This window comes from Streptomyces sp. NPDC001373 (genome assembly GCF_042895815.1).
Taxonomy (GTDB): Bacteria; Actinomycetota; Actinomycetes; order Streptomycetales; family Streptomycetaceae; genus Streptomyces.
This window is the reverse complement of record NZ_JBIAWQ010000005.1, coordinates 302,307-322,463: the sequence shown is the minus strand read 5'-3', so window position 1 is coordinate 322,463 and position 20,157 is coordinate 302,307. Positions and strand designations below refer to the sequence as shown.

The following is a 20,157-nucleotide window of genomic DNA, read 5'->3' as shown; positions in this document are numbered from 1 at the left end:
GGTTAACACGCGGGGGACGAGCCCTTCTGGCCGGTGAGGTCGCGGTTGTAGAGCCAGCCGGTCTGGTTGGTGCCGTCCACGCGCACGAACGTCCACTGGTTCCCGTAGGAGTTGACGATGTAGCAGTGGTACCAGAGCTTCGTGCCGCTCTTGACCAGGGAGCCCTGGGCGCACTGCTGGTAGGGGGCGGCCAGGAGGTGGTGGTCGCCGGATATGTAGCCGTAGGTGCCGGGCTTGGGGTCCTTGTGGGTCCAGCCGGCGCAGCCCGTCGGCACGGGGCCCGGCTTGGCGGCGGCCGAGGAGGCCGACGCGGAGGGGGACGCCGTGCCGGCCTTCTTCGAGGGCGTGGCGGAGGGGCCGGTCCGGGACGGGGACGGACCCGGGCTCGCCGGGACCGGAAGGTCACCGGTCGCCGGAGACGCGGCGGCGGTCGGCGGCGTGGCCGTGGTGTGCGACTTCTTGCCGCCGCCCGAGGAGGTCAGGGCGTACGCGACGCCTCCGGCGGCGAGTACGGCGACCACGGCGACGGCGATCGCCGCCCGGGGCCCGCGCCGCGACCGGGGAGCGGGCGGGGCCCCCGCGGCGGCCGGGGGCTGCCCCGCCGGACCGCCCTGCGCGGGGAACGGGGCGTAGGGGGACGGGGCGTGGGACGGGTGCGGAAACGATCCCGCAGCGCCGGGACCGGCGTCCGCGGCACCCGGCGGGGGTCCGAACCCGGCGGGCGCCCCGGCGGCGGGCCCGGCCCCGGGCCCGCCGCCGGGGCCGGGGCCGTAGGCGGGCGCTGCGGCGGGTCCGTAGGCGGCCGCCGCGGGCGACGGCGCCGTGGGCGTCGGCCCGAGCCCGACGAGCGGAGGCTGCGGCCCGGCCGCACCCGGCGCGGCAGCCGCTGCCGCACCCGGACCGACGGGATACGGCCCCGTCCCACCCGGCCCCGGGACCCCGGTCGCGCCCGGCTGCCCGGGGTGCGCCCCTGCGGCGCCGGCACCAGCGGCCCCGCCGCCACCGGCCGCCGCGAACCCACCGGCCGCCGCAAACCCATCGGCCCCACCGGCCCCTGCCGCCACCGTCTCCAGCATCGCCCGCGCCTGCTCCGCGGTCGGCCGGGCCTCCGGCTCCTTCGCCATCAGCGCCTGGAGCACCGGCCCGAGCGGTCCCGCCCGCCGTGCCTGGGGCAGGGGTTCGGCGACGATGGCGGACAGCGTCGACCACACCGAGGTCCGGCGGAACGGAGAGACCCCCTCCACCGCCGCGTACAGGGTCATCCCCAGCGACCAGATGTCCGAGGCCGGGCCGGGCTCCCGGCCCTGGGCCCGCTCCGGCGGCAGGTAGTCCAGGGAGCCGACGATCTCGCCGCTGCGGGTGAGCTTCGCCAGTTCCTCGTCGTCGGGGGCCTGCATGCTGGCGATGCCGAAGTCGGTGAGGACGACCCGGCCGCCCCGCTCCAGCAGCACGTTGCCCGGCTTGACGTCCCGGTGCAGGACGCCGGCCCGGTGGGCGGCGCCGAGGGCGTCCATCAGCCGGGCGCCGATCGCGGCGGCCTCGATCGGGTCCAGCGCGCCCTGCCGTTCGACGACCGCGTCGAGCGAGGGGCCGTCGACGAGTTCCATCACGATGACCGGGAGCCCCTGCTCCTCGGTCACGTCGTGCACGGTGACCACGCCGGTGTGCCGGATGCGCGCGGCGGCCTGCGCCTCCCGCTGCATCCGGGTGCGCAGGTCGGCCAGTTCGGCGGGGCTGGCGTCGGTGTAGGCCCGCAGCAGCTTGACGGCGACCTCCCGGCCGAGCAGTTCGTCGACCGCCCGAGCGACCACGCCCATGCCGCCGCGGCCGACGACCGCGGTCACCCGGTAGCGCCCCCCGAGCGCCCGGCCGACCAGGTCCCCGTCGTTCGCCTGCTCCGATGGCACCGGCACCGCCCGCTCCGTTCCCTCACCGGCCGTCCGTCGACGGCCTGCCGGAGCCAAGCGTAGAGGCATGATCACACCAGGGTTCACCCGGTCGGCGGAGCGCGTCCAGGCGGTGGTCCTCCCGGGGCGGACGGGTCCCGGCGTCCTCGTAGCGGCGGCCGAGGAGGAGGGTGCCGGCCGCCGCCCCGGGGCGGTCAGCGGGAGCGGTCCCCGGCGGCGGGCCCGCCGGGTCCGGGCCGCCCCGGCGGCAGGAGCGCCGCGCGGGCGGTCTCGGCGACCAGCCGGGCCACCACCGCCAGCGCGGGCGAGTCCAGCTTCCACTGCTGCCAGTACAGCGGTACGTCCAGCGTCCGCCCGGGCGTGAGGCGTACGAGGGCCCCGGCGCGCAGCAGGGGCTCGGCCTGCGGTTCGGGCACCAGCCCCCAGCCCAGTCCGGCGGCCACCGCGTCGCGGAAGCCCTCCGAGGTCGGCACCTGGTGGCGGACGGCCGATGCGCCCGTGCCGTCCCCGGTCAGCGAGCGGACGAAGGCGTCCTGGAGGTCGTCGCGACGGTCGAAGACGATGGTTGGCGCCTCCCGCAGGTCCCGCGCGGGGTCCCCGGCCAGGTGGCGGGCGGCGAAGCCGGGGCCGGCCACGGGCAGGTAGCGGGCCAGGCCCAGGGCCCGTACGGTGCAGCCCGCCACGGGGTCCGGGGAGGAGGTGACGGCGGCCATCACCTGGCCCTCGCGCAGCAGCGCCGTGGTGTGGGACTCGTCCTCCCGGTACAGCTCGAAGCAGACGGGCGGGTCCTGCGGGACCCGGGAGAGCACGGGCAGGAACCAGGTGGACAGCGAGTCGGCGTTCACCGCTATCGGCAGCCGGACGGGCCCCTGGCCGTCCGCCGTCCCCATCCCGAGCTCGGCCCGCGCGTCCCGCTCCAGCCGGGCCAGCTGGCGGGCGAAGCGGACCACCACCTCGCCGGACTCGGTGACCCTCACCGGTTTGGTGCGCATCAGCAGGACCCGCCCGGTGCGCTGCTCCAGGGCCTTGACCCGCTGGCTGACGGCGGAGGGCGTCACGTGCAGGGCCGTGGCGGCCGCGTCGAAGGTGCCCTCGTCCACGACCGCGAGCAGGGTCCGCACCTGGTCGAGGGGAAGCTCTTCCATCACGAACGCTAAGGGTACGTAAAAATCTTTAGCTGTACCGAGAGGCGCGCGCTGCCTACGGTCGGAGTCATGAACAACGGCATCACCGCAGCACTCCTGGCCGGCTTCGGCACCGGTCTGTCCCTCATCGTCGCCATCGGCGCGCAGAACGCCTTCGTCCTCCGGCAGGGGGCGCGCCGGCACGCCGTCCTGTGGGTGGTCGCCATCTGCGCCGTGTCCGACGCGGTCCTCATCGCCCTGGGGGTGGCCGGCGTCGGCGCCTTCGTCACGGCCTGGCCGGCCGCCCTGACGGCCGTCGGCGTCGCCGGGGGCGGATTCCTCGTCTGCTACGGGATCCTCGCCGCGCGTCGGGTGCTGCGCCCGGCCCCGGGCGCGGCCCTGACGGCCGAGGGCGCCGCCTCCGGCTCCGCCCGCGCGGCCGTGCTGACCTGCCTGGCCATGACCTGGCTGAACCCGCACGTCTACCTGGACACCGTCCTGCTGCTGGGCTCGCTCGCCGCCGACCGGGGGGACCTGCGCTGGGCCTTCGGGATCGGGGCCGGGCTGGCCAGCCTGACCTGGTTCTCCACCCTGGGCTACGGGGCACGGCTGCTGAGCGGCCTGCTCGCGAAACCGGGGGCCTGGCGGGTGCTGGACGGGGTGGTGGCGGCGACCATGGTGACGATGGGCGGCATGCTGCTCGCCCGGGCCTGAGGCCGGCGGGCGGGCAGCGGTAACGGTGCGCGGTGCCCGCCGCGCCCCCGCCGCCCGCCGCCCGACCCCGCAAGTCCAGGAGCCGCCGCCGTGCCCGACCGACCGTCGCCCGAGGCCGTGCGCGCCTATTACGCCGCCCAGCACTCCCCGCTGGTCGCCGCCACCGGGATCGTCCTGGACGCGGAGGGGCGGGTCCTCGTACTGACCCCTTCCTACAAGGACGGCCTGGAACTGCCGGGCGGCACGGTGGAGGACACCGAGACCCCTGAGGAGGGGCTGGCCCGCGAGCTGAAGGAGGAGCTGGACCTGTCCGTGCCGGTCGGCCGGCTGCTCGCCGTGGACTCCTGCCCGCCCGGGGCGCTCGGGCGCTCGCTCGTGGTCCACGTGTACCTGGTGGGGCCGCTCTCCGCCGAACGGGCCGGGGCGCTCTCCTTCCCGGACGGCGAGGTCTCCGAGGCCCGCTGGCTCCCGCCCGGGGAGGCGGTGCGGCAGCTGTCCGCCCGGCTCGCGCCGCGGCTCGCCGCCGCGCTGGCCGCGCTGCACGCGGGCTCCCTGGCGCACCTCGTCGACGGCGTCCCGCAGCCCGGTTCCCCGGCCGGGCTCGACCCGGCGGACCGCGCGGCCCGGGAGCACGCGGGCGGCTACGACGCCGCGGCCCACCTGGCCGCCCGCCCCAAGGCCCTCACCGCGGCGAACGTGCTGTTCACCGACGGGGACGGCGGCATCCTGCTGGTCCGCCCCGGCTACGGAGAGCCGGGCCGCTGGCTGCTGCCCGGCGGCGGGGTGGACAGCGACCTCGGGGAGACCCCCCGGGCGGCCGCCGCACGGGAGGTCCGTGAGGAGATCGGCCTGGACCTGGCCCCCGGCCGGCTCCTGGCCGTCAACTGGTCCCACCGGCCGGGCTGCCCCGCGCGGGTGCGCTTCCTCTACGACGGCGGGGTGCTCGACGCGGCCTCCCTGGCCCGGATCCGGCTGGCGCCCGGCGAGCTGCTGGAGTGGCGGACCGCGCGCCGCGGCGAGCTGCGCGGGCTGGTCAAGCCCCATCTGCGGCGGCAGATCACGGCCTGCCTGAAGGCCCTCGCCGAGGGCGGCGGGCCGCTGGAGCTGCACCGGGGCCGGCCGGTCTGAGCAGGCCGCCACATACCCCCTACCCCTTTCGGGTATGCCGGAGCGGTCGCATACGATGCCCGGCATGAGGACACGAGCGGGAGGAACGGGGAGGCCCTGCGGGCCGGCCGCCCTCCCGCTGCTCGTCCTGGCCGTCCTCACCGGCCTGGTGGCCATGCACGGCCTGGGTCCGGGCGGACTCCCCGGCCCCCGCACGGCGGCCGCGGCCCACGCCGAGGCCGCCGCCGCCCACGCCGCCGCCACCCACGCCGGGGCCGCCCGCACCCACGCGGCGCGGACCGGACCGGCGGAGACCGGACCGGCGGAGACCGGACCGATCCGGGACCGAACGGCGGACGACTGCGGATGCACCCGCGCGGGCGACCCCGCCCACGGCGGCAGCGACGGGCACGCCCAGCACGCCGACCCCACCTGCGCGGCCTCCGGCACCAGCGGGGCACCGGTCCTGCCCGCCCCCGCCCCGGCCCCCGGCGGTGCCCCCGCCGCGGCGGCGGCCGCCCACGCGGCGCCGCCCGGGTCGACGGCGCACGGGCGCGCGCCCCCCTCCCTCAGCGAACTCCAGCTCCTGCGCGTATAGGGCGTCCCTCGCCGGCACTTCCCGCCGGCCGAGCCGTTCCCGCACGTCCCAGCACAGGAGGAGCACCACCATGTACGCCAAGCGTCCCCCGATCCGCCGCATCACCGCGCTCGCCGCGGCCGCGACCGCCGCCCTCGTCCTCGCCGCCTGCGGCGGGACCTCCGGCAACACCTCCGAACACGGCGGCGGCCACGAGGCCTCCGCCGCCCCCTCGGGCACGGCCCAGGGCTCGGGCGCGAACAACGCGGCCGACACCGCCTTCGCCCAGGGGATGATCCCGCACCACCGCCAGGCCCTGGAGATGGCCGGCCTGGCCGCGACCCGCGCCGAGTCGGCCGAGGTCAAGGCGCTCGCCGGCGAGATCGAGAAGGCCCAGGACCCGGAGATCCGGACCCTGTCCGGCTGGCTGGCCGCCTGGGGCGAGCAGGTGCCCGCGGAGGGCGGCGGGCACGCGGGCCACTCCATGTCCGGGATGATGACGGGCGAGGAGATGGACCAGCTGTCGAAGGCCTCCGGCAAGGCCTTCGACACCGCGTTCCTCCAGCTGATGGTCAAGCACCACGAGGGCGCCGTCGCCATGGCCAGGACGGAGCAGACGGACGGCAGGTACCGGCCCGCCAAGGACATGGCCGCCTCGATCATCGGCTCCCAGAGCGCCGAGATCACCCGGATGAACGGCCTCCTCGGCAAGAACTGACCCCGGCCGCCGACCGGAGGCCCCCGGCGCCGCCCCCGTCCGGGGCGCCGGGGGCCTCCGGCGTGCCGCCGCCGGCAGGCCGCCGCGGCGGATACGGCGGCACCGACAGCCCCCTGAACAGCAGTTGACCTTATTGATCACTGACAACCGGTGTGCGAGGCTGTCGCTCTCCGGGGGAGGGGACGATGGTGGGGCGGGAGCGTGCGTCCGGCGGGGGACGGCGGCGCGGAACGACCGGCGGCGCACGGGCGGCGCTGGGCGTCCTCCTCGTGGGCGGAGCCGCCGCGGGAGCGCTGCTGCTGCACCCCGACGCGGGTCTGTCGGCCGAGGGCCGCGGGCCGCTCGGCGGCAACCCCCTCCTCGTGCTCGGCCTCGCCCTGCTGTCGCTCCTCTGCGGCATCGCACTGCGCGGGAAGTACCTGGAGCAGCTTGGACCCCACCCGGTGCTCGGCCCGGTGGAACAGCGGCTGGTGGACGGCGTGCGCGGCGTACTGCTGGCCGCACCGCTGGTCCTCCCGCTGCTCATCGTGGTCCTGCACCGGTTCGGTTCGTCCGGCAGCGGCTCGGGGGGCAGCGGCGGGCCCTTGCCGCCCGCCCTCCCGCAGCAGGACCCGGTGCCCACGCCACCGCCACCGCCGCCGCAGGCCGCACCCGGTGCGCAGGACGCGCACGTGGGGCTGACGCACGTCCTGCTCGGTGTCGGCATCGCCGTGCTCGCCGTGGCCCTCGTACTCGCCGCGCTCCGCCTGTGGCGGTACCTGACCCGCCCGCCGGTGCCCGGGGCACCGGCGACGTACGCGACGCCCGACGCCGGCCAGGACCAGCTGTCCCGGGCCGTGGACTCCGGGCGCCGCGCCCTGCTGGACGGAACCGACGTCCGCGCGGCCGTCATCGCCTGCTACCTGGCCATGGAGGAGTCCCTCGCCGACTCGGGCGTGGCGCGGCGCGCCTCGGACAGCCCCCAGGACCTCCTGGAGCGGGCCCTCGACGGCGGCCTGCCCGCGGGGGCGGCCGCCGCCGAGCTCACCGCCCTGTTCCGCGAGGCCCGCTACTCCACGCACCCGATGCACGACGGTCACCGCGACCGGGCGGCGGCAGCGCTCGGCGAGATCGCGCAGGGCCTGCACCCGCCGGCGCGCGGCGCCGGAGCCGGAGCCGGGGCGGGTGCCGGATGAAGGCGTGCACACGGATCCGCGGCCTGGCCGGATCCCTGCTGCGGGAGCCCGGTTCGGTACGGCACTCGCTGGCCGTACTGGCGACCGTCGCCGTCGCGGCCGAAGTGCTGCTCGCCCTGACCGACGGTGCCGCCCCGGCGGCCACCGGCGCCGCCCTCATCACCTCGGTCGCGCTCGTCCTGGGGCGCTACGCCGCGGGCGGCGGCGCCCAAGACGACGGATACCGCAAGCCGGTGCGCCTGCTGGACGGCCGGGCCCCGGAGCTCGGCCGGTGGCGGCGCATCGTGGCGGACACCCTCGGGGACGACGGCGAGGAGCACCTGCACACCGTCATGCGGCCCCGGCTGCAGCGGCTGTTCGCGGCCCGGCTGGCCGAACGGCACGGCGTGGAGATGCACCGCGACCCGCGGCGAGCCCGGGAGCTGGTCGGCGCCGAGCTCTGGCCGTGGATCGACCCCGGGGCGCCCACCCCGCGGCCCACCCTGGCCGAGCCCGTCCTGCGCTCCCTGCTCGACCGCCTCGAAGCCCTGTGACCGGCGCCGCCGCAGCCGGCCCAGCGTCCCGCACACCCGACCCCGCCCGTGAGGATCCGATCGTGACCAGCCCGCAACCCGTCTCCGACCACGCCGTCCTGACGCCCCGACAGGCGGGCGAGCGGGCCGCGACCGTACTCGACGAGATCCGCACGGCCGTGATCGGCACGGCGGAACCGCTGGCGCTGGTCATGCTCGGCGTGCTCGCCGGGGGCCACGTCCTCATCGAGGACCTGCCGGGGCTCGGGAAGACCCTGCTGGCCCGCTCCTTCGCCACCACCCTCGGCCTGGACTTCTCCCGCGTCCAGTTCACCCCCGACCTGCTGCCCTCCGACGTCACCGGCGCCCCGTTCTACGACCGGCGGACCGCCGACATGGTCTTCCGGCCGGGACCGGTCTTCACCCATCTGCTGCTCGCCGACGAGATCAACCGCACTCCGCCCAAGACCCAGGCCGCGCTGCTGGAGGCGATGGCCGAGTCCCAGGTGTCCGTGGACGGCAGCACCCGGCCGCTGCCGGAGCCCTTCGTGGTCATCGCCACCGCCAACCCGATCGAGTACGAGGGCACGTACTCCCTGCCGGAGGCCCAGCTCGACCGGTTCCTGCTGCGGGTGCGGATGGGCTATCTCACGGCCTCCCAGGAAGCCGGCATGCTGCGCGCACGGATCGACCGGGCGGCGCCCGAGGCCGTGCTGCGCGCGCTCAGCGGACCGGGCGAGGTCCTGGCCATGCGGGCCGCCGTCGAGCGCGTCGAGGTGGACGACGACCTGCTGGAGTACGCCGTCGCCCTCGTCGGTGCCACCCGGGACCACCCGCACGTGCAGGTCGGCGCCTCCCCGCGCGGCGGACTGGCCCTGGTGCAGCTCGCCCGCGCCCGCGCCGTACTGGAGCTGCGGGACTACGCGACCCCGGAGGACGTCAAGTCCGTGGCGGTGCCGGCCCTCGCCCACCGCGTCACCCTCAAGCCGGAGCTGTGGGTCCGGCAGATCGACGGGGACGACGTGATCCGCGAGATCGTCCGGTCCGTGCCCGCCCCGCAGACCCTGCCGCGCACCCCGGCCGCATCGTGAGGGAGCCGGCGTCGGCGCGCCGGGCCGCGGCCGCCGTCCGACGGGCCCTGGACGGCCGCCAGGACGTGGCGGCCGGACCCCCGCCGCCGCCCCCGCCCAGACGGCGCGCCGGCGAACGCGCGCTGCGACTGGGCACGCTGGCCGCCGTCGCGCTGGCCGCCGCCCTGGTCAGCGGGCGCCCCTGGGTGCTGGCCCTCGCCGCCGCGCCCTTGGTGCTGCTCGCCCTCGCGCTGCCGGGCGGGCCGCGCCCGCAGGCGGTGACGGCCGAGGCCGGGGTGGAGCCGCGGCGGTGCTTCGAGGGCGAGCGGGTGACGGTGCGGATCGAGGTGGCCCACGACGGGGAGGCGGGCCGCCTCGACCCCGGTGTCACCCTCGGTCACGGGGTCCGGCTCGACCACCTGGCGGTCGGCCCGCACCACGTCGAGCTCGTCCTCACGGCGCAGCGCTGGGGCCGCTGGACGCTCGGCACGGTTGACGTCGACGTCTACGACCGCGGCGGCCTGGGCCGGCTCACCGTGCGGGCCGACCTCGGTGAGATCTCCGTCTTCCCGGTGCCCGGACACGCCGGCCTCACGCCCATCCCGGTCCGGCTGCCGCAGCGTCTCGGCGAGCACACCGCGGCGCAGCGCGGCGAGGGCGTCGAGGTCACCGGAGTGCACCCGTACGTGCAGGGCGAACGGCAGCGCCGGATCCACTGGCCGGCCACCACCCGCCGCGGCGCCCTGCAGGTCCACCGGTTCGCGGCGGAGTCCGCCGCCGACACCGTGGTGCTGCTGGACGCGCTCGCGGACGTGGTCGACCCGGTCACCGGCACGTCCTCGCTCGACGAGACCTTCCGGGCCGCCGCCGGGCTGGTCCGCGCCTACCTGCGCACCCACGACCGAGTCGGCGTCGTGTCGGTCGGCGGAGCCACCCGCTGGCTGCGGCCGGGCAGCGGCCAGGGGTACTTCCACCGCATCGCCGAGAGCGTGCTGGACGTCCGCAAGGACCTCGCCCACCGCTCGGAGGGCCTCGGCCCGCTCCCTCCGCCCGCACTGCCCGACGGGGCCCTGGTGTACGTCGTCACACCGCTGGCCGACCAGCGGATCCTCGACGTCCTGCACCAGGTGCGCAGGCGGGCCAACCCGGTGGTCGTGGTCGAGGTCCCCACCGGCGACCCGGTCGTGGAACCCGGCGACACCGAGGGGGAGCTCGCGCTGCGGCTGTGGCGGGCCGACCGCGCGGCCATGCGCTTCGCGCTGGTCGAACGCGGCATCGCGGTCGTCGCCCACCGGCCCGGCGAGACCCTCGACCTCGCCCTGGCGCCGCTGCTGCGGACCCGCGTCCGCGGAGGGACCCGATGACCCCGGCCCCCGCCCGGTCCGCCCCGGCGGGCCCGCGTTCCGCCGACGGCCGGGGCGCCCGGCTCCTGGGACGTCTCACCTCGCGGATCACCGACCGGCTGCTCGGAACGGCCCTCGCGGTCGCCGCCTGCGACCCGCCGGCCGCCCTGCACGCACCGCTGTCGGCCGGCCTGCTGGTGCTCGGGGCGGCGGCCGCGTGGTGGGCCTCGCCGATGGTCGACGCACGCCCCGTCCTGACCTCCATGGGCCGGCGGGCCGTCGCGGCCCGCCGCAGGACGACCGTGCTGCCGGCCGCGGCGATCGCGGTAGGGGCGGCCACCGGCCCCCCGGTCTGGCTGGTCGTCTGCATGGCTGCCCTGCTGCCCGCCTACCTCCTCGTCACCGACGCGTGGACCGGCGGCGCCACCGCACCGCCCGGCCTGCCGCGGGCGGCACCCGCCCTGGCGGCCGCCGCCGCGAGCGCGGTGGTCCTGCTCGCCGCCCAGGCCCCGGTCGCGCACACCTCGTACGCCCGGCTCCCCGCCGCACTCGCCGTCGCCGCCACCGCGGCCTGCCTGGTACTGGCCCTGCTCACCCGCCGCCCGGCCGGTCGGCGGCACGGTCCGAAGGACACGGCCTAGCTGCCGACCCGTGCGACGAGGAGGGCGATGTCGTCGTCCGCCGCGGCCGGGACCAGGTGGGTGATCAGCGAGTCGCACACGTGGTCCAGCCGGCGCTGGGGGTCCGCGAGCAGCTGGGTGAGCTCGGCCAGCCGTTCGTCGAGGTCGCTGCCGCGCGCTTCGATCAGGCCGTCGGTGTAGAGGACGAGGATGCTGCCCGGGGGCACCTCGACCTCGGTGGGGGTGAAGGCGATGCCCCCGACCCCGAGGGGGACGCCGGGCGGCGTGTGGAGGATCCGGACGCTGCCGTCGGGGAGGGCGAGGGCGGGCGGCGGGTGGCCGGCCCGGGTGACGGTGCAGCGGCCGACGGCGGGGTCGACGACCACGTACAGGAAGGTGACCAGCATCGGCTCGGCGAGGTCGGCGAGGGCGGCCTCCAGCTGGTGCAGCAGCCGTACGGGCGGCAGGTCCAGGCGGGCGAGGGCGCGTACGGAGGCGGACAGCCGGCCCATGACGGCGGCGGCGCCGATGCCGTGGCCCATGACGTCGCCGATCAGCAGCCCGGCCTTGCCGCCGGCCAGGGGCAGCACGTCGTACCAGTCCCCGCCGACCTCGTTGACGTCGCTCGCCGGCAGGTAGCGGTGGCTGACGGAGATGCCGGCGGGCGGGGTGATGTGCTGGGGCAGCATGCTGCGCTGGAGGATGACGGCGGTCTCGTGCTCGCGGTGGTAGAGGCGGGCGTTGTCGATGCTGAGGGCCGCGCGGCCGGCGAGTTCGGCGGCGAGGGTGACGTCCTCGGCGCCGAAGGGGCCGAGCGGGCGGAGGCGGTAGAAGCTGGCGACGCCGAGGACCCGGTCCCGGGCCACGAGGGGGGCCATCACGAAGGAGTGCACCCCCGCCTGGAGCAGTTGCGCGGGCTTGGCCGTGTGCCGGGCGGCGGCGGCGATGGACTGTTCGTCGACGGTGGCCACGAGGAAGGGCTGCCGGCCGGAGAGGGCCTGCGTGTAGGGGGCGGTCGCGGGGAACGCGAGGGTCCGGCCGAGGGGGGCGAGGATGTCCGTCAACCGGGATCCGCCGAGCGGGGCCCGGCCCAGCCGCCGCAGGGCCACACCGCCGGTGAGGCCCATGCCGGGCTCGTCCCCGCGGGCCAGCGCGTCGAGGACGTCGACGGTGACGGCGTCGGCGAGGCGGGGGACGGCGAGGTCGGCGAGTTCCTGCGCGGTGCGCTCCAGGTCCAGGCTGGAGCCCATCCGGATGCTGGCCTCGCTGAGCAGGGCGAGCCGGCGCCGGCCCGCCTCCGCCTCGACGTGGTCGCGCTGCTGCTCGGTGATGTCCACGAGGGAGGCGATGACCCCGATGGGCATGTGGGCGGGGTCCTCCACCCGGACGTAGGAGCAGGACCAGACCCGGTCGTGGTCCGGTTCGGCCGGGGTCCGTCCGACGCGGCGCCGGTCCAGGACCGGTTCGCCGGTCTCCAGGACCTGGAGCATGGCGTCCTCCATGTCGCGGGCGTTGACCGTGGGGAGGATCTCGGCGAGGCGGCGGCCCACATGGGCCGACTCGGGCAGCCCGTTCATGGCCTCGAGGGCGGCGTTGACCTGGAGGAACCTCAGCTGGGTGTCGAGGATGGCGATGCCGACGGGCGAACGGGCGAACAGGCCGTCCCAGACCGCCGAAGAGCCCCGGATGCGCCGTGCGGCGGGGGCCTCGGCGGCGAAGACCAGCACCGTGGCGGCACCGTGCCCCTGCCGGTCGGCCACGGGCGAGGCCCAGATCTCCAGCTCCATCGGGTGTCCGTCGCGGTGCCAGGCGGTCACCGTTCCCATCACGCCCCGGCCGGTGGCCGCGGTCTCCCACAGGGCTCGGCCCAGGCTGCGGTCGGATCCGGGGTGGAGGAGGTCGGCGATGTTGTGGCCGAGCATCTGCGGCGGGGCGTAGCCGAGCAGTTCCTGCGCGACCTGGTTCCAGCGCACGATCGTCCCCGTGGCGCTGGTGGCCACCAGCGCCACAGGCAGGGAGCCCAGCCAGCCGCCGGCGGCCTGCGCCGCGCTGCCGATCAGGTCGTCGACCCGGGTGTCCTCGTTCATCCGGCACGCACCCCACACACCGCGCCCGTCGTCCCGCCGGCCACCGTTCACCCGAACGGACCTGCGGGAGCCTCCGCTGTCACTCCATCGTCCGCCGCCCCGCACCGGGCCGCCTCCCGGCCCCGGTGGTGTGGTCCGCCCCGCGTACGGGACCACGGGGCGGCACGTCCGCGTCTGCCCGGGGGCGGTACGGGCAAACGCGCCGGAGTAGCGTCGAAGGGGGGTGCAGAGGAGTGTGCGTCATGGGTGACAGGCAGCACGGCGAGAGGAAGGAGCGGGGCCGGAGCCCGGAGCAGGAGCGGGAGCGCCGGATCCGCGGGCGGTCGCCGAGTCCCGGGCAGCTGAGGACGGGCGGGCGGCCACGCACCCCCGACGAGGTCGCGCACGAGCGGGGCCGGGAGGACGCGACGTTGCGCGACGTGATGCGGGACCTGCGGGAGGAGGACCTGGACGACATGCGCGACGACCGCTGACGCGCGTGCGCGCGACTGCGGCCCGCGCGGGCGGGTAGGCGCCGGGTTCACAGCGAGGAGACCTTGATGGATCCGCTGACGATGGGCGTGGAAGAGGAGTACCTGCTGGTCGACAAGGTCAGCAGGCGTCCGGCCGACCGGGCGCCCGCCGTGATCGCGGCGGCTGCGGCCGAGCTCGGCGAACAGGTCCAGTCGGAGTTCTTCGCTGCCCAGGTGGAGGTGTGCACCCTGCCGGTCGGCGATACGGCCGGGCTGCGGGCCGAGCTGGCGCGGCTGCGGCGCACCGCCGTGGCGGCCGCCGAGGAGTACGGGTGCCGGCTGGTGGCGACGGGCACCCCGGCGGTACCGCCCGACCAGCCGCTGGCCGTCACCGACAGCGACCGCTACCGGCGCATGGCCCGCCACTTCGCCTCGCTCGTCGACCCGTACGACGGCCTGGTCTGCGGCTGCCACATCCACCTCGGCACCATGGACCGGGCCACCGCCCTGGCCCTGTCCCACCGCATGCGCCCCTGGCTGCCGGTCCTGCAGTCCCTCACCGGGAACTCCCCCTTCATCCTGGGCCGGGACACCGGCTTCGACAGCTGGCGCCACAAGAAGTTCTCCCGCTGGCCCACCGTCGGCCCGGCCCCCGTGATGCGCGAGGCCCAGTACGAGGCGTACGTGGGCTCCCTCGTCGAGCACCACGTCCTGATGGACCGGCGGATGCTCTACTGGTACGCCCGCCCCTCCGAGCACGTGCCCACCCTGGAGATCCGCGTCGCCGACACCAACGCCGACGTCGACACGGTGGTCCTCGTGACCGCCCTCGTCCGCGGCCTCGCGCAGGGCATGCTCGCGGAGGCCGAGCACCAACAGCCGCCCCCCGAGGTCTCCGACCGGCGGCTGCGGGCCGCGCACGAGCTCGCCGCGGCCAACGGGCTGCACGGCTGGGGGCTCGACCCCTTCAGCGGCGAACGCCTCCCCGCCGGCACGCTGGTGGACCGCCTCCTGGCCGTCGCGGCACCCGGGCTGGAGGGCACCGGAGACCTGGCCCTGGTGGAGGAGCTGCTGCGGCGGCTGCGGCACGAGGGCTGCGGAGCGGACCGGCAGCGCGCCGCGCTGAGCCGGCACGGCCGCCTCACCGAGGTGGTCGACTCGCTCGCGGACATGACCGCCTCCGTGTAGCCGGGTCGGGACGGAGGGTGGACACCGCCATCAGCGCGGCCAGGCCGACGGCCGGCCGGTCGAGGCAGTCCCCCACGTGTCCGGAGCGCCGGCGGCGCGGCGGCACCGCGGCGAAGCCGGTGATGCGGCCGCCGCGTCACCGGTACGGAGCAGAAGGGCCCGGTGCGGGCATGCGCGCGAGGTGCCGTCCCGTGTCACAGTGGAGGGCGACGGCTCCGCTAGGGGACTGGCCATGGACGAGACTGACAGAACGCTGGAGCAGTTGCTCGCGGGCCTGATGGCGGTCCGCGACGGGAACCTGGACACCCGGCTGCCGGAGGACGCCGGCGGTCTGCCGGGGAACATCGCGTCCGTCTTCAACGGGATGGTCGCGCAGCTGTCGCTGGTGACCACCGAGGTGACCCGGGTGGCCCAGGAGGTCGGCGGCGAGGGCCGGCTCGGCGGCCAGGCGCGGGTGCCGCCCGTCGGCGGGGTGTGGCGCGAGCTCACCGACGGCGTCAACAGCATGGCCGACAACCTGACCTCGCAGGTGCGCAACATCTCCCAGGTGGCCACGGCCGTGGCCAGGGGCGACCTCACGCAGAAGATCAGGGTCGACGCGCGGGGGGAGATCCTGGAGCTGAAGGAGACCATCAACACGATGGTCGAGCGGCTGTCGTCGTTCGCGGAGGAGGTCACCCGGGTGGCCCGCGAGGTCGGCACGGAGGGCAATCTCGGCGGCCAGGCCACCGTCCACGGGGTCTCGGGCACCTGGATGGACCTCACCAACAACGTGAACTCGATGGCGGACAACCTCACCAACCAGGTCCGCAACATCGCCCAGGTCACCACGGCCGTCGCCGAGGGCGACCTCACCCGGAAGATCGACGTGGACGCCCGCGGGGAGATCCTGGAGCTGAAGACGACGATCAACACGATGGTGGACCAGCTGGGCTCGTTCGCGGCCGAGGTGACCCGGGTGGCGCGGGAGGTCGGCAGCGAGGGACGGCTCGGCGGCCAGGCCGAGGTGGCCGACGTCTCCGGCACCTGGCGCCGGCTCACCGAGAAGGTCAACGAGCTCGCGGGCAACCTGACCCGCCAGGTCCGGGCGATCGCCGAGGTCACCAGCGCCGTGGCCCGCGGCGACCTGACCCGGACCGTCACCGTCGAGGCCCCCGGGGAGGTCGGGGCCCTCAAGGACAACATCAACTCCATGGTGGAGTCGCTGCGCGCCACCACCCGGGCCAACGAGGAGAAGGACTGGCTCAAGACCCACCTCGCCCGGATCTCCGGCGGGATCCAGGGACGGCGTGACCTGACCACGGTGGCGCGGCTGATCATGCGCGAGGTGCCGCCGCTGGTCCACGCGCAGTACGGCTGCTTCTTCCTGGCCCAGGAGAGCCCCGACGGCCCCGACGGCGCCGAAGGCGCCGCGGGCTCCGACCGGGCCGAGGGCCAGGCCCCCCACCTGGTCGCGATCGCCTCGTACGGGCTGCCCGACGACCCCGCGGCGGCCCCCCGCCGCTTCCGCGTGGGCCAGTCGCTGGTCGGGCAGGCGGCCGCCGACCACCGGGTGGTCGTGGTGGACGAGCTGCCGCCGGGCTACGCGCCGGTCCTCACCGGGACGGGATCGGCCGACCCCTCCACCCTGATCGTGCTGCCCATCGTCTTCGAGGGGCAGGTGCTCGGGGCCCTGGAGCTCGCGTCCCTGCGCCCGTTCGCCCCGCTGCACCGCGACTTCCTGGAGCAGTTCACCGAGCTCCTGGGCGTCAACGTCAGCTCCCTGACCGCCAACGCCCGCACCGACGAGCTGCTGGAGCGCTCCCAGCTGCTGACGGCCGAGCTGAGCGCCCGGTCCGGGGAGCTCCAGGCCCGCCAGCGCGAACTCCAGCGCAGCAACGCCGAACTCCAGGACAAGGCGGCGCTGCTGGCCGACCGCAACCGGGACATCGAGCGCAAGAACCACCAGATCGAGCAGGCACGCCAGGAGCTGGAGGAGCGCGCCCGGGAGCTGGCCCGGGCCTCCCTGTACAAGTCGGAGTTCCTGGCCAACATGAGCCACGAGCTGCGGACCCCGCTCAACAGCCTGCTGATCCTCGCCCAGCTCCTCGCCCAGAACCCCCAGGGCAATCTGACGGAGAAGCAGGCGGACTACGCGACCGTCATCCACTCGGCCGGCTCCGACCTCCTCCAGCTCATCAACGACATCCTCGACCTGTCGAAGGTCGAGGCCGGACGGATGGACGTGCACCCGGAGCCGGTCCCGCTGCACCGCGTCCTGGACTACGTCGACGTCACCTTCCGGCCCGTCGCGGACGAGCGGGGCCTGGAGTTCACCGTCAGCGCGCCTCCGTCGGCGGGCGAGGGGCTGATCACCGACGAGAGCCGGCTGCGCCAGGTGCTGCGCAACCTGGTCTCGAACGCCCTGAAGTTCACCCGGACCGGCGAGGTCTCCCTGCGCGTCCAGCACGCCGACGCGCAGGAGGTGCCCGCTCCGCTGCGCGGCGCGGGCCCCGTCCTCGCCTTCCGGGTCGTCGACACCGGCATCGGCATCCCCGCCGAGCAGCTGGAGTCCGTGTTCGACGCCTTCCAGCAGGGCGACAGCGGCGCCGACCGGGCGTACGGCGGCACCGGGCTGGGCCTGTCCATCAGCCGCAAGGTCTCCAAGCTGCTCGGCGGGACCATCACCGTGGAGAGCACGATGGGCCAGGGCACCTGCTTCACCCTCTACCTGCCGGAGCGCGGCGGGAGGGAGCGGGCGCCGCAGGCCCCGGGCACGGCCGACGAGGAGCCGGACGAGGCCGTCGGCGCCCCCTCCCTGGCCGCGCCGGTGGACGACGAGGGGCTGCGGGACCGGACCGTACTGCTGGTCGACGACGACGCGCGCAACGTCTACGCCCTGACGGAGGTCCTCAAGTCGGCGGGGATGCAGGTGCTGACCGCCGACAACGGCGAGGCCGGGATCAGGCTGCTGGCCGCGCACCCGGAGGTCGACCTGGTCGTGATGGACCTGACGATGGCCGGCCTCGACGGCTACGCCACCACCCGGGCCATCCGCGCGATGCCCCGGCTGGCCCGGCTGCCCGTGGTGGTGGTGACCGCGAAGGCGATGCCGGGCGACCGGACGGAGGCCCTGGCCGCCGGGGCGTCCGACTACGTGGTCAAGCCCGTCGCCCCCGACCGGCTGCTCACCGCCCTGCGCACCTGGCTGGCACCCCGCTGAGGGGCCGTCATGGACCAGCCCGAGAGCGGACTTTCCTCGGCCGTCGCCGATCTGACGGCCGAGGTGGCGGCGCTGCACGCCGACCGGGCCCGGCGCAGCCTCATGGACCTCGCCTGCGGGGTGCTCATGGGCCGGATGTCCCTGTCCCCCGCCGAGGCGGCCGACCACCTCCTGAAGCTGGCGGTGTCGACGGGGCTGAGCGCCACCGACCTCGCGGCGGACATCGTCAACGGGGCCGCCGGCCCGGACGCCGGACGCGACGCGGGGCCGGATCCCGGGGCGCTGCCGGCGCCGGAGGCCCGGCGGATCCGCCGGGGCACCACGGCCGTGGTGACCTCCGACAGCGCCGACGCCGCTGCGTCGGCGCTGCTGGAGAGCGGCCTGCGGCGGCTCGGGGTCGAATCCGTGTACCTGTGGCGGCGTACGGAGACCGAGTGCCTGGAGCTGGCCGGGCAGGCCGGGGCGAGCCCGCTGGAGGCCGGTCACTGGCGCTGGGTCCCTCCCGAGACGGGCGGGCCGCTGCACCGCACGCTCGCGGTCGGCCTGCCCGCGTGGTTCCCCGACGGCCCCGGCGCGGAGGGCCGGCTGCCCGGTCCGGCCGCCGACGCGGCCCGGGGGCTGGTCCCCCTGGAGCGCGCCGGGCGGACCGTGGGCCTGGCGCTGGCCGTCTGGTCCGGCGCCCGGGCCCTGGACGGCGCCGTGCGCGCCACGGTCACGGCCCTGTGCCGCCCGGCCGGGCAGGTGCTGGACCGGGGCGGCTGCGGCCCGGGGCCGGTGCCCCGGCTCACCACCGTCCTCGCCGAGCTCGTCCTGCCGGCGATGGTCGTCGGCGTGGCGTCCCCGGCGGGGGGCCGGGCGGCCGCCGGCTTCGGGCGGGCCCACACCGTGGACTACGTCAACCCCGCGGCGGTGCGCGCCCTCGGTCCCGTACCGGCCCCCGTCGGGCGACCCGTCGCCCAGCTCTTCCCCGCCGTCTACGAGGAACTGGTCGGCCTGATCGCGCGGGCCGGGGCCACCGGCGCCCCGCAGTACGCCCCCGCCCTGCCGGGCGCGCCGTCGGACGCGCGCCACAGGCCCGGGGAGGCCGCCGAGCCCGTGCTGGCCGAGGTCCGGGTGCTGCCCCTGGGCGGCGGGCGCGCCGCGGTGCTGTGGCGGGCCGACGACCGGCGCGGCGCGCCGGTGACCCGGGCGCTGGCACGGCTGGACCAGCTGGCCGTCTTCGAGGAGGACTTCGTCGCGGGCTCCACCGTGTGGAGCGCCCACGCGTATCCCGTGTTCGGCCTGCACCCCGAGGATCCGGCCGTGCCGCTGCGGGCCCTGGGGCCACGGCTGCACTCGGACGACGCGGCGCGGCTGGACGGCCTGCTGGCCTCGCTCGCCGACCGGCACGAGGGCGGGCAGGTCCTGGTCCGGGTGGCGCGGCCGGGGGGCGGGGTGCGCCGGGTCCGCGTGTCGGCCGAGCCGGTGCTCACGGGCAGCGAGCTGACCGGGCTCGTCGGCGTGTTCCAGGACGTCTCGACGCAGCACCACACGGAGGTCGCGCTCACCGCGACGTACGACCAGCTGTCCGCCGCCCGGACCGAGGCCGAGCTGCGCGACCACCTGGTGCTGGGGCTCCAGCACGCCATCGTGCCGGAGGCGCCGTCGCTGGAGACCCCGCCCGGGCTGCGGGTGGCGGCCCGCTACCGGCCCGCGGCCGTGGAGTACCGGGTGGGCGGCGACTGGTACGACGTGCAGTCGCTGCCCGGCGGGAAGGTGCTGGTCACGGTGGGGGACATCGCCGGGCACGGCATCGGGTCGGCCACCGCCATGATCACCCTGCGCGGAGCGCTGCACGGGCTGGCCTTCACCGGGAACCCCCCGGGGCGGCTGATGGAGTGGCTCAACGAGGTGGCCCTGCGCACGCCCGGGCAGCCCACGGCGACGGCGGTGTGCGCCCTGTTCGACCCCGCCGACCGCTCGCTGCGCTGGTCGGGCGCCGGTCATCCCCCGGTGCTGCTGCTGCGCGGCGGGCGCGCCCGCTTCCTCCAGGGCGCGCACAACGTCCTGCTCGGCGCGCTGCCGGGGGCCGGCTACTCCGACACGGCCACCGAGCTGCACTCCGGGGACACCCTGCTGCTGTACACGGACGGGCTCATCGAGCGCCGGCACCTGGGGCTGGACGAGAGCCTGGAGGCGCTGCGCCGGGCGGCCGAGCGGCTGCGTCCCCACCCGGCGGAGGAGCTCGCGGACCGGCTGATGGCGGCGGTCCTCGGGGACACCGACGACGACACCAGCCTGGTGGTGGTGCGGGTTGCCTGAGCCACCCCGCAGACAAAAAGGGTCATAGCCCATGGAACGGGTATCAATGATTTGACAGTC

16 protein-coding genes are annotated in these 20,157 nt (G+C 76.3%); 13 read left to right on the top strand and 3 right to left on the bottom strand.

The features are described 5' to 3' along the window. Nucleotides 1-2: 2 nt before the first annotated feature. Both ACFY15_RS14760 and ACFY15_RS14755 read right to left on the bottom strand, forming a co-directional pair. Nucleotides 3-1,907: a serine/threonine-protein kinase gene (locus tag ACFY15_RS14760; RefSeq protein WP_390825595.1), complete on the bottom strand. Its 1,905-nt coding sequence runs from the start codon at nt 1,905-1,907 to the stop codon at nt 3-5. 194 nt (nt 1,908-2,101) lie between these two features. Further along, on the bottom strand, nt 2,102-3,052 hold the full coding sequence (locus ACFY15_RS14755) for a LysR family transcriptional regulator ArgP (RefSeq protein WP_390686847.1): 951 nt from the start codon (nt 3,050-3,052) through the stop codon (nt 2,102-2,104). Nucleotides 3,053-3,121: 69 nt separating this feature from the next. On the opposite strand from ACFY15_RS14755, the gene ACFY15_RS14750 reads away from it, so the two are divergent. From ACFY15_RS14750 to ACFY15_RS14710, 9 genes are all read left to right on the top strand, one after another. Next, a complete protein-coding gene (locus tag ACFY15_RS14750; protein WP_390686846.1) occupies nt 3,122-3,745 on the top strand; it encodes a LysE/ArgO family amino acid transporter in 624 nt (207 codons plus the stop codon). Between the two features lie 90 nt (nt 3,746-3,835). Further along, on the top strand, nt 3,836-4,873 hold the full coding sequence (locus tag ACFY15_RS14745; RefSeq protein WP_390686845.1) for an NUDIX domain-containing protein: 1,038 nt from the start codon (nt 3,836-3,838) through the stop codon (nt 4,871-4,873). Nucleotides 4,874-4,937: 64 nt separating this feature from the next. Next, complete coding sequence (locus ACFY15_RS14740) at nt 4,938-5,450, top strand: DUF6153 family protein (protein WP_390686844.1); 513 nt, start codon at nt 4,938-4,940, stop codon at nt 5,448-5,450. A gap of 70 nt (nt 5,451-5,520) precedes the next feature. After that, entirely contained in the window at nt 5,521-6,147 is a 627-nt protein-coding gene (locus ACFY15_RS14735; protein ID WP_390686843.1) for a DUF305 domain-containing protein, read from the top strand. 185 nt (nt 6,148-6,332) lie between these two features. Next, on the top strand, nt 6,333-7,322 hold the full coding sequence (locus tag ACFY15_RS14730; RefSeq protein ID WP_390686842.1) for a DUF4129 domain-containing protein: 990 nt from the start codon (nt 6,333-6,335) through the stop codon (nt 7,320-7,322). Then, the gene (locus ACFY15_RS14725) at nt 7,319-7,855 is read left to right on the top strand and encodes a hypothetical protein (RefSeq protein ID WP_390686841.1); all 537 of its coding nucleotides are present in this window, start codon (nt 7,319-7,321) and stop codon (nt 7,853-7,855) included. The genes ACFY15_RS14730 and ACFY15_RS14725 overlap by 4 nt, the downstream gene beginning before the upstream one ends. A 62-nt stretch (nt 7,856-7,917) precedes the next feature. Then, nucleotides 7,918-8,925 (top strand): AAA family ATPase, encoded by a 1,008-nt coding sequence (locus ACFY15_RS14720; RefSeq protein ID WP_390686840.1) that lies wholly within the window; start codon nt 7,918-7,920, stop codon nt 8,923-8,925. Continuing rightward, nucleotides 8,922-10,268 carry a DUF58 domain-containing protein gene (locus ACFY15_RS14715; RefSeq protein ID WP_390686839.1) on the top strand — a complete coding sequence of 449 codons (1,347 nt, stop codon included), beginning with the start codon at nt 8,922-8,924 and terminating at the stop codon, nt 10,266-10,268. Before ACFY15_RS14720 ends, ACFY15_RS14715 begins: the two co-directional genes overlap by 4 nt. Next, nucleotides 10,265-10,888 carry a hypothetical protein gene (locus ACFY15_RS14710; RefSeq protein ID WP_390686838.1) on the top strand — a complete coding sequence of 208 codons (624 nt, stop codon included), beginning with the start codon at nt 10,265-10,267 and terminating at the stop codon, nt 10,886-10,888. The genes ACFY15_RS14715 and ACFY15_RS14710 overlap by 4 nt, the downstream gene beginning before the upstream one ends. Here the strand turns inward: ACFY15_RS14710 and ACFY15_RS14705 are convergent. Next, nucleotides 10,885-12,954, bottom strand: a complete 2,070-nt coding sequence (locus ACFY15_RS14705) for a SpoIIE family protein phosphatase (protein ID WP_390686837.1) — start codon at nt 12,952-12,954, stop codon at nt 10,885-10,887. The two genes, ACFY15_RS14710 and ACFY15_RS14705, sit on opposite strands and share 4 nt — an antisense overlap. A gap of 242 nt (nt 12,955-13,196) precedes the next feature. Here ACFY15_RS14705 and ACFY15_RS14700 point away from each other — a divergent pair, with 242 nt between their 5' ends. From ACFY15_RS14700 to ACFY15_RS14685, 4 genes are all read left to right on the top strand, one after another. Continuing rightward, the gene (locus tag ACFY15_RS14700) at nt 13,197-13,427 is read left to right on the top strand and encodes a hypothetical protein (protein ID WP_390686836.1); all 231 of its coding nucleotides are present in this window, start codon (nt 13,197-13,199) and stop codon (nt 13,425-13,427) included. Nucleotides 13,428-13,493: 66 nt separating this feature from the next. Next, nucleotides 13,494-14,594, top strand: a complete 1,101-nt coding sequence (locus ACFY15_RS14695) for a glutamate--cysteine ligase (protein WP_390686835.1) — start codon at nt 13,494-13,496, stop codon at nt 14,592-14,594. Between the two features lie 181 nt (nt 14,595-14,775). Beyond that, the gene (locus ACFY15_RS14690; RefSeq protein ID WP_390825578.1) at nt 14,776-17,796 is read left to right on the top strand and encodes a HAMP domain-containing protein; all 3,021 of its coding nucleotides are present in this window, start codon (nt 14,776-14,778) and stop codon (nt 17,794-17,796) included. Nucleotides 17,797-17,805: 9 nt separating this feature from the next. Beyond that, complete coding sequence (locus ACFY15_RS14685; protein WP_390686834.1) at nt 17,806-20,097, top strand: SpoIIE family protein phosphatase; 2,292 nt, start codon at nt 17,806-17,808, stop codon at nt 20,095-20,097. Nucleotides 20,098-20,157 lie beyond the last annotated feature (60 nt).